We start from the raw sequence: 9,233 nt of genomic DNA on the forward strand, positions 1-9,233 counted from the left end.
GACTTTGGTCTGGTATGGAACAACCTGACAGAGGCTGGTGGGGTCATCGTCAGCGACAAGGTGAAGATCTTGATTGAGGTTCAGGCGATCCAGTCGTAGAACTCGGATCTCTGCACAGGGAATGGAAGGCGTCGGCCCGGAAGGGTCGGCGCCTTTTTTTGTGGCCGGTACCAGGTACAATTTGGATGGATTTCGAACCACGAGTCGACAGGTACTTGTGCGAGGTGGTACATTTCCCTTGCCGGCTCCCGTGATGGAGAACCGGTCGAACCTGCCTCCGTGGAGGAGTCACCAGTCCCGCACTGACATCGCCTACGCCCTATGCCCATTACTTTTGGGGTTCTTGTTTTTCCCGGTTCAAACTGCGACCACGACGCATACCATGCGGCGGGGCATATCCTGGCCGAAGATGCCCGCTTTATCTGGCACAAAGAGACCACGGTGGGAGATGCCGACGTGGTGATCGTGCCCGGTGGGTTCTCGTACGGAGACTATTTGAGATCTGGTGCGATCGCTCGGTTCTCACCCGTGATGAAAGATGTCGTCCGATTCGCCCGAGAGGGGGGGCTGGTCATCGGAATCTGCAACGGATTTCAGATTCTGTGTGAGGCGGGCCTGCTGCCGGGAGCGCTAATTCGCAACAGATCGCTGCGGTTTCTTTGCAGGTCGGTGAATCTGCGGGTCGAAAACACGCGATCTCCGTTTACAAACACGTTTCGACCGGGCGAAGTGCTATCGATGCCGATCGCGCATGGAGATGGCAACTACTTCGCTGATTCAGCGACGCTTGAAGAATTGGAGTCGACGGGTCGGATCGCGTTCCGTTACAGTAACGAATCGGGTGAGGCCGTGGATGAGGCGAATCCGAACGGAAGCGCCCGAAACATCGCGGGCATTTTGAATGAAGCTGGCAACGTTCTGGGTATGATGCCGCATCCGGAGCGTAATTCTGATGCCATACTGGGCCGTCCCGACGGTCTCGGAGTTTTCAGGTCCATCGTTGAACACTTTGTGGCGGTTCAGACGTAGGCCATTGCCGAAGTCATTCCGCCCGCACTTGATGCCTCTCCCATGCCTGGACTTTTCGACGCGCCCGTAACCTTTCTTCTGTTGCTCCTCAACGCCCTGGTGAGTGGCTATGCTCTGCTCGTCGATGCGTCACTCGTCGAGCGGCTGTCTTTTCAACCGCACGCGATTCTGAAGAGAAAGGAGCATTGGCGAATGATCACGGCAGGGTTTGTTCATGTTGGATGGGGACACCTGGCATTTAACATGATCACGCTGTACTTCTTCGGTCCGCTTCTGGAAGTGCTTCTGGGGTCTCTCGATTTCACGGTACTGTATTTCGGATCCGAACTGGCCGCACACGGGCTTTCGCTGGCCCTTCACCACGACAACGAATCGTACGCCGCGGTGGGTGCGTCAGGTGCCGTCAGTGGAGTGTTGTTCGGGTATTGCCTGTTCTTTCCTTTCGAGAAGATCTACTTCTTCGGTGTGATACCGATGTGGTCGATCGTATTTGCGGTCGGCTATGTCGCCCTCTCTGTATATGCCATCAATCGTCGAATGGAGGGAGGATCTGTGGGTGGTATCGCGCACGAGGCGCATCTGGGGGGCGCGCTCGGTGGCCTCCTGCTCACGATCATTCTCGAGCCGCGTGCAGTACAGGTATTCCTGAATAATCTCGGATTGTAGTTAATCCGTTATTGTGCGAGTCGGGATGGCTTCCTTTTCGCGGTATTAAGCTACATATTGTAATTAATACCGTTATTGCATTTGCGCCTCGTTCCTCGCGCACTGTATATTCTGGCACCTCATGCGTGCCTTGAGAGCTGCCGGACTTACGCGACCCGGCATGCTTCAGAGCTCAGTCGCATCGCTAGTGGGCACTTGGAAGGCCCGGCCAGAACGGCCGGGCCTTTCTTTTTTGCCCCGATGCAGGCGCCAGTTTTCCACACTGTGCAGAAGAAGTGTGCATAGTTTGTGGATCAATTCCGATTGACACCGGCAGGGCCTCAGCATATCATTGTCCCCGTGCCTAACGGCACTGTTCCTTGACGCGACTGAGTCTCTGGGCTGCATGAGGTCAGCCAGTAAGAATCGAAAGGTTCGACGGTACCTGTGAGGTGCACTGTCGGCGAAAGAGGACCGGCGCTTCGGCGTTGGAAAGTTCGCCGGCCCGTGAAACAAGAGCCATGCGAAGGGATCGAGGCTTCGGCTTCGTTTACCATACCGCGGGCTCGCCTGAGTGGATCGGTAGCTGGATTCCCTCGTGCGCAACGATGCGGTGCGACGGAGGTCAAACTCCGCCATGTCGTTGAGGATGCGCACGGATGGGACCGGATCGGCAGCACCTGCGTCGGTATGTCGACTAGCCGCAAGGTGAATCGGCTTTCCGAGGTGTTCCGCAAACTGGTTGTAAAGTGCGATCGCGGCTCCTGGTTCGAAAGAATCAGATGTCCGATTGTATTGTGGTTTTCGTCGCCGGCCGGCTTCATCGTCGGTATGTGACGAGAAAGTCTGAGGTTGTTCTGGTGTCCGTTGCGTAATGCGAATTGCGCGGATGGAGCCGCCACGAGTTGACCGAACGACACGGCCGTCCACGTGGCTGTCTGTACGACCCGCTGTCATCGGCACGTTGGGTAACGGCAGGCGGAAGGCGAGGCGGGCGGCAATAATGCAAAGACCGAACCTGGATCCTCCGGCCGAAAGGTCGTGGAACAGACCGGCAAGGATCAATCTTTGTCAGGCAACAACGATCGACACACTGTGTGCCCATGCGGTGTGATGAAAACCCTGTTCTTCGGGAGAGGGTCTCCGATCGCTGGTCACGTTAATAGCGTGATCGCAGAGATGGGCCTCCAATAACTAGACCCGCGAGATCGTGCAAGCGGTCGAACGGTTCAGTTGGAGGCCGTCGCGTCTAAGGGATATCAAAAAAGGCTGCCCATTGGGTGGCTTTTTTTGTTTGTACCCTGCACTCTCAGCCCGCCAGATACTGCTGGAATTCCCGCCATTTCCGGAACGCGAACACGTTCGCAGCCAGTCCGACGGGTACCTCCCTCTCCGTAAACCAGGCAGCCCTCCAGCCCGCCGCAAGTGCGCCTTCGACGTCAGACCGCAAGGAGTCTCCAACATACAAGATCGAATCGCCCCGCTCGCCCGCAGCCTGTTCGGCATGGAGAAACAGCCGGCGGTCCGGTTTGAGATGCCCGACCTCCTCGCTGATGATCACAGCCCTCGACACCTCTCGGATCATGGGGAATCGATCCAGCTTGGCGTGCTGCGTGCTCGCGAATCCGTTCGTGATGATTCCCACCGGGTACCGGTCAGCGACCCATTCAAATAGCGAGAGTGCGCCATCGACAGGTCGCCAGTGATCTGCATATCGATTCATGTAGAACGAGTCGAGCTCAGTCCACGTTGCCGCGGTGGCAAAGGTGTCTGCGATATGCTCAAACCTCTTGCGGCGAAGTTCGTCCTTGGTGATACGACGTGCTGCATAGTCTGCCCACAGGTCCCGGTTTCGATCGTGGTACGCGTGCTGCAGTTGTTCGATGATCGGCGAGTCGTTCCCAAGGCCGAGAAGTTCAAGCGCCACGTCACGCAACGCTTCGCGCTCCGCAGCACTGTGATCAAGGAGGGTGTCGTCGAGATCGAAGTACACAAACCGCGGAGGCGACGCGGCAAGGTCCGCACGGTCAGATTTGCTTCTCATAGAGAGCATACTCTTTGTCCCTGACGCCGCCGATCGCCTCGAGGTTATTGATGAGTCGCTGGTTGCTATCAAGAACCCAGCTCATCTCTGCCGAATCGTAACCTCGTTTCTGACCATTCTCGATCGAATTGGCAATCAGAAGAGAGTCAATCCCGCGCCCCTGATACTTGAGCCTGACACCCATCAGGAGCATGCGGATCGAGGAGATGGACCCCATTTTGGAATGAGCGAGCAGCCGCAGAAGGCCCGTGGGAAACAGCCGACCATCCTTGACGTGCCGGAGCGCCTGGTTCATGTCCGGCAAACTGATGGCGAATCCGATCGGCTCGCCGTCGTCCTCTACGATCAATATGAGATCGGGATCGAGGACCTGCTTCATCTCTTTCGCCACCTTGGCGAACTCGCGATCCGTCATCGGTACGTGGCCCCAGTTTTTTGACCACGCCTCGTTGTAAATGTCCAGGATCGTGGCCGCCTCCTGATCGAATCGACTCATGTCGATCGATCTGAGCCGGAGACCGGGTTGCCTCTTGAGCACGATATCCCGCCCGCGCCAGAGCTTGTCGAATGCGGCATATTTCTCGTGAACGAAAAACGCCCACATCGTCATGGCGCGCTCAAAGCTGCTGCGGCTCAAGAAGTCGGCGTAGTACGGCTTGTTGTAGGGCATCATGACGGCGGGTCGCCGATCAAATCCACTGACAAGCAGCCCCGCCACGTCATTAAGCGAAGGATTGGCAGGCCCCCGCATGGCCTTCAGGCCCTGGTCACGGAGCCAGCTGCCGGCCGTCTGGAAAAGCTTATCCGCGACTGCATGGTCTTCAACGGATTCGAAGAACCCGAAGAAGCCGACTCCGTCGTCGTACTTCTTGAGATGCATCCCGTTCACGATCGCGGCGATCCGGCCCAGTATCTTTCCATCTCCGTCCTCGGCAAGGAAGGCCTGCAGTTTTCCATGATCGAAGAACGGATTCTTCCCGTGATCCAGAGTGTGTTTGACGTCGAGTCTCAGCGGTGGTATCCAGCATCGATCGCCTCGGTAATGATCGTACTGGAAGGAAATGAAACGGCGAAGATCTGCTTTCGACTGAACAGGCTTGATCGTCACGATGTCACTCTGGGCTAATGTGCGCTGAGGGGACCACCCGACAGGCGGGGCGACTCGACGCCGGACTCAACGAACGTTCACGAGCCCGCGTCGGCCATGCCATTGTGGCCAATCACGTGCAGCTCTTTTCCGACTCGCTCGAACGCATCGAGGATGAAATCCAATTCCTCGTCCGAGTGCGTGGCCATGTATGATGTTCTCATCAGGCTCTGTCCGCGGGGGACTGCCGGCGGAACGACTGCGTTGACGAACACGCCCTCTTCGATCAGTCGGTTCCAGAATCTGAATGAGGTATTCATGTCTCCGATCACTACGGGGATAATCGGAGCCTGGCTCGTCCAGACGTTAAAACCAGCAGAGCGGAATCCATCGCGCATGTAGTCTGATATCTTCCAGAGTCGCTCCAGTCGCTCAGGCTCCGTTTCGAGTATCTCGAGGCATTTGAGGACGGTGGCCACGTTCGCAGGCGGCATGGACGCACTGAAGATGTGGGTCGAGCTATTATGCCGCAGGAATTCGACGACATCGGCATCACCCACGCAGAAGCCGCCCAGGGAGGCAAAGCTCTTGGAGAAGGTGCCAGTCGTAAGATGCACCTTGTCGCCCAGATCGTAGTACGCTGCGGCACCTCGACCCCCCTTGCCTATCACGCCAACGGCGTGTGCGTCATCAAGCATCAAGACGGCTCCAAACTCGGTCGCAAGCTCCACGAGCTCTGGTACACTGGCTATCACGCCGCTCATGGAGAACACGCCATCCGTCACGATGAACTTGCCGGCGTCCGGTCGTTCATTTGCCGCTTTCTGGAGGAGGAGCCGAAGGTGATTCATGTCATCGTGGCGATATCGCCACGTGTCCGCCGTGCTGACCATCGTGCCCGCGACAATGCACGCATGATTGTCTTTGTCCGAGAAGATGATATCGCCCTTTGCGGTCAGGGCCTGGATCACGCCCTGATTCGTCATGTAGCCCGTTGAGTACAGAACACAGGCCTCCTTGCCCATGAAATGTGCCAGGCGCTCCTCAAGCTGGATGTGGATATCCAGCGTGCCGTTCAGGAATCGACTCCCCGTGCAGCCGGTGCCGTACTGCTCGATCGCGTCGGAAGCGGCCTGCCGGACTCTAGGGTCAGAAACCAGCCCGAGGTAGTTGTTCGACCCGGCCATGATGATTTCGCGTCCGTTCATAATGGCTCGGGTGCCATCGTTGCGCTCGATCGGGCGGAAATACGGATAAAGGCCATCCCTCTTCGCCATCGAATAGTGACCATCCTCGTGGAAGAAGGCATGGCACTTGTCAAAGAGCGTTGGCTCAGGGGTTGTCGCGACCTGTGGTTCTGGCACAGACGTTCCCCGTCGTTCCTGGCTGTCGCCGTCGGTCATCGGCATGTCCGGGGTGAATGAAAGGGATTGGCGCGACTTTCGGCCGTTGTCGTGAATCTGGCCTGGCCTGGGCCCACAAGTCGTAGGGCGTCGACGGCACACGCGCCGTTGGCGTGCGACCCCGAGAACTTCGGGCAAGAAGTTAAGACCCCCTTGAATGTACGTGTCAACAAACTTGTTTCTTGTCCAGGTGGCGTTTGCGTGGTTTAGAAGCGCATCTTCACATTTGCGGAAAGACCGTAGGGTACCGGTCTGATGAACACGGTCAGGTCTTCATCGACATCAAAATCGAGCAAATGAGCGCTTATGTAGGCGTCCAGCACGGATAGTCCATACACTAAGCCGATGCCAACGAACGAAAGGTCACGGTTCCGCCTGAGATTGTCGCGCCTGTCGCGCAGTGGGGAGGACGAAATCGCGCCGAATCTGGCCGCCAGCTCGTCATAGTACGGTTTTAGCGTCTCATTCGGATTTTCCGTCAACTGTCCAGACTCCACCAGTTCCTGGTACGACTTGTACAGGTAGGCGCGTCGGTACAATCGGTAGTCGCCGTTGAGATCAGACGCCAGGAATGCAAGACCGCCTATTGCGCCGTACAGGAAGGGAAGCTTGACGAACTGGCGGTTATAGACCTGTCCCCAACCGGGTACCGCGAACGCCCGCCAGAGCGCGCCGCCGGGGCTGTGGTCTCCTGACGGGGCGTCGGTCGCCTGCGAGCTCAACTGACCGACCGCCGGATATGTCGTCGTCGATACCGCAAGCAGGACCGCCACGACGGTCACCGCTCGAATCCACCCTCGAGTCCTGGCGGGCAAGAGTATCAGCCGGTGTATTGCCACGGGCACGTCAGGTGGCTCAGGAGAGCAGGAGCTCCTCGATAAGTCGTTCGAGGTCCTCCCGAGAGTAGTACGAGATCTCGATACGACCGGAATCGTCCGATCCGTGGGGTCGGATCTGAACCTGGGTACTGAATCGGGATCGAAGTCGATCCGTGACGGCCCGCATGTTCGGATCCACACCGCGGTTCGCGGCCTTCTGAGTTGGTGCCGTAGTCTTTTCGCGGGGCTTGAGCAGCGATCGGACCCTGCGCTCGACCTCTCGCACCGACAGGCCCTCCCGAACGGCGACTTCCACGATCTTCCGCTGAAGAGGCTCATCTTCGATAGTCACGACAGCCCGCGCATGACCCGCTGTGAGACTGCCGAGCTTGATCAGCGACTGGATGTACGCAGGCAGCCTGAGCAGCCTCAGCGTGTTCGTCACCGCCACACGGCTCTTGCCGACTTTGTCGGATACCTGTTCCTGGGTCAGACCACATTCGTCAATCAGACGCTCATATCCATGAGCAATCTCAATCGGATTGAGCTCCTCGCGCTGGATGTTCTCGACAATGGCCATCTCCAGCATTTCCTCAGTATCCGCCTGCCTGACGTACGAAGGAATGCGGGCGAGACCGGCCAGCTTAGCAGCCCTGAGCCTCCGTTCGCCCGAAATCAGCTCGAATCTTCCACCTCCGACCGCTCGCACGGTAATCGGCTGAACAATGCCAACCTGCTTAATCGAGGTGGCCAGCTCTTCGAGACCGGCCTCATCAAAGGAGTCGCGGGGCTGGTAAGGATTCGGCTTGATCCTCTCGACTTCGATTTCGGCTACGCGTCCCACGAGCCGCAAACGATCCTCAAAGTCATACATCTTCGATCCGGTCGATTCCTCGCCGGACGTCCCGTCGATTGGTCGATCGATCGAGATCAATGCATCCAGACCCCGGCCAAGGGCTGCTTTCTTAGTCGCCATGCTGTGCGTGCTGTTTGGTTTGTACCAGGGTTCCTGATTCAATCGGCATTCGGCTGGACCGTCTCGGAAATCTGACTCTCACTCTCCAGCATCCGCCTGTTGTTATGCAGAACTTCCTTTGCAAGCCCAATGTAGTTGCGGGACCCGGTGCTCGTGGCATCGTACAGCAGCACCGGCTTTCCAAAACTTGGTGCCTCCGAGAGTCTGACGTTTCGTTGGACAATAGTCCGGAACACACGATCCCCGAAATAGCGACGGACCTCGTCCGCGACCTGGTTGGCAAGTCGCAGGCGCGTATCGAACATGGTCACGAGCACGCCTTCAATCTCCAGATCCGGATTCAGATTGTGTCGGACGATTTTGATCGTATTGAGTAATTGGCCGAGTCCTTCCAGCGCGTAGTACTCGGCTTGCACCGGAATCAGGACGGAATCGGCTGCGGTCAGCGCGTTGAGGGTCAAAAGACCGAGCGACGGAGGGCAATCAATGATGATAAAGTCGTACGTGTGCTGGATTCGCCCCAGTGCGCGTTTCAAGATGCGCTCGCGATCCGGCACGTCAACCATCTCGATTTCCGCTCCGACGAGATTGATATGGCTGGGAACGGCGTCGAGGAACGGCATATCCGTTGACACGATCGCATCATCAAGGCTCGAGGATCCTATCAGGACCTCGTAACTTGTCCGAAGAGCTGTGCGCGAGTCGATACCGACGCCGGATGTACCGTTCGCCTGCGGGTCGAAGTCGATGAGGAGCGTCGGGTGCTCAGTGGCTGCCAGGGAGCATGCCAGATTGACGGACGTGGTAGTTTTCCCAACGCCGCCTTTCTGGTTTGCGACTGCGATTGTCTTAGCCATCAAAGACCATTTGCCGGTGGCAATGCCGGCTCGAGGCGGGGGAATCGGGACCGCGACTCATTCCCGATAGTCCCGGGTCGAACGCGACGTACGTGAGCGTAAGGGTACTGGGGGGACCTAAAAAGGTATGAAGAAAGTGTCTCGTAAGCCAACAACGACCGAGGGAAACGTGGCTGTCGTATTGTTCGTAGACAGGGCTGTATAGCCGTTTCAATCCGGTGCCGCAGCGCCGCGTTTGCCTTCACGCTCCGCATTTATGCAATTGACTGTATGCCGCGCCGGATAGTTCTAAGGCCGGAGGCCGCCCCGGAAGTCACGTCACTCGCGATCGACTACGAAAGCGAGCTGAACGCGCAGCAGCTCGCCGCTGTTAC

At 57.6% G+C, this 9,233-nt stretch carries 9 protein-coding genes; 3 read left to right on the forward strand and 6 right to left on the reverse strand.

The features are described 5' to 3' along the window. From HKN37_13190 to HKN37_13200, 3 genes are all read left to right on the forward strand, one after another. The coding region (locus HKN37_13190) for a polyisoprenoid-binding protein (GenBank protein NNE47602.1) at positions 1 to 99 on the forward strand (99 nt) is incomplete at its 5' end. 222 nt (positions 100 to 321) lie between these two features. After that, positions 322 to 1,029: a phosphoribosylformylglycinamidine synthase subunit PurQ gene (gene purQ, locus HKN37_13195; GenBank protein ID NNE47603.1), complete on the forward strand. Its 708-nt coding sequence runs from the start codon at positions 322 to 324 to the stop codon at positions 1,027 to 1,029. A gap of 42 nt (positions 1,030 to 1,071) precedes the next feature. After that, positions 1,072 to 1,695 carry a rhomboid family intramembrane serine protease gene (locus HKN37_13200; GenBank protein ID NNE47604.1) on the forward strand — a complete coding sequence of 208 codons (624 nt, stop codon included), beginning with the start codon at positions 1,072 to 1,074 and terminating at the stop codon, positions 1,693 to 1,695. Positions 1,696 to 2,983: 1,288 nt separating this feature from the next. Here HKN37_13200 and HKN37_13205 read toward each other — a convergent pair. The 6 genes from HKN37_13205 to HKN37_13230 form a co-directional block, all read right to left on the reverse strand. Continuing rightward, the gene (locus HKN37_13205) at positions 2,984 to 3,718 is read right to left on the reverse strand and encodes an HAD-IA family hydrolase (protein ID NNE47605.1); all 735 of its coding nucleotides are present in this window, start codon (positions 3,716 to 3,718) and stop codon (positions 2,984 to 2,986) included. After that, a complete protein-coding gene (locus tag HKN37_13210) occupies positions 3,702 to 4,829 on the reverse strand; it encodes a GNAT family N-acetyltransferase (GenBank protein NNE47606.1) in 1,128 nt (375 codons plus the stop codon). Before HKN37_13210 ends, HKN37_13205 begins: the two co-directional genes overlap by 17 nt. Positions 4,830 to 4,903: 74 nt before the next feature. Further along, positions 4,904 to 6,208: a pyridoxal phosphate-dependent aminotransferase family protein gene (locus HKN37_13215; GenBank protein ID NNE47607.1), complete on the reverse strand. Its 1,305-nt coding sequence runs from the start codon at positions 6,206 to 6,208 to the stop codon at positions 4,904 to 4,906. A gap of 206 nt (positions 6,209 to 6,414) precedes the next feature. Next, positions 6,415 to 6,981, reverse strand: coding sequence for a hypothetical protein (locus HKN37_13220; GenBank protein ID NNE47608.1), 567 nt, complete (start codon positions 6,979 to 6,981; stop codon positions 6,415 to 6,417). Positions 6,982 to 7,063: 82 nt separating this feature from the next. After that, positions 7,064 to 8,002: a ParB/RepB/Spo0J family partition protein gene (locus tag HKN37_13225; protein ID NNE47609.1), complete on the reverse strand. Its 939-nt coding sequence runs from the start codon at positions 8,000 to 8,002 to the stop codon at positions 7,064 to 7,066. Positions 8,003 to 8,040: 38 nt separating this feature from the next. Then, a complete protein-coding gene (locus HKN37_13230; protein ID NNE47610.1) occupies positions 8,041 to 8,859 on the reverse strand; it encodes a ParA family protein in 819 nt (272 codons plus the stop codon). Between the last annotated feature and the right edge of the window lie 374 nt (positions 8,860 to 9,233).

Source organism: Rhodothermales bacterium, from assembly GCA_013002345.1.
GTDB lineage: Bacteria > Bacteroidota > Rhodothermia > Rhodothermales > JABDKH01 > JABDKH01.

Excerpts from the sequence above, each read along its gene's own strand:
- purQ (NNE47603.1), top strand. The coding sequence starts at position 322 with ATGCCCATTACTTTTGGGGTTCTTGTTTTTCCCGGTTCAAACTGCGAC.
- HKN37_13200 (NNE47604.1), top strand. The coding sequence starts at position 1,072 with ATGCCTGGACTTTTCGACGCGCCCGTAACCTTTCTTCTGTTGCTCCTC.
- HKN37_13205 (NNE47605.1), bottom strand. The coding sequence starts at position 3,718 with ATGAGAAGCAAATCTGACCGTGCGGACCTTGCCGCGTCGCCTCCGCGG.
- HKN37_13215 (NNE47607.1), bottom strand. The coding sequence starts at position 6,208 with ATGACCGACGGCGACAGCCAGGAACGACGGGGAACGTCTGTGCCAGAA.
- HKN37_13225 (NNE47609.1), bottom strand. The coding sequence starts at position 8,002 with ATGGCGACTAAGAAAGCAGCCCTTGGCCGGGGTCTGGATGCATTGATC.
- HKN37_13230 (NNE47610.1), bottom strand. The coding sequence starts at position 8,859 with ATGGCTAAGACAATCGCAGTCGCAAACCAGAAAGGCGGCGTTGGGAAA.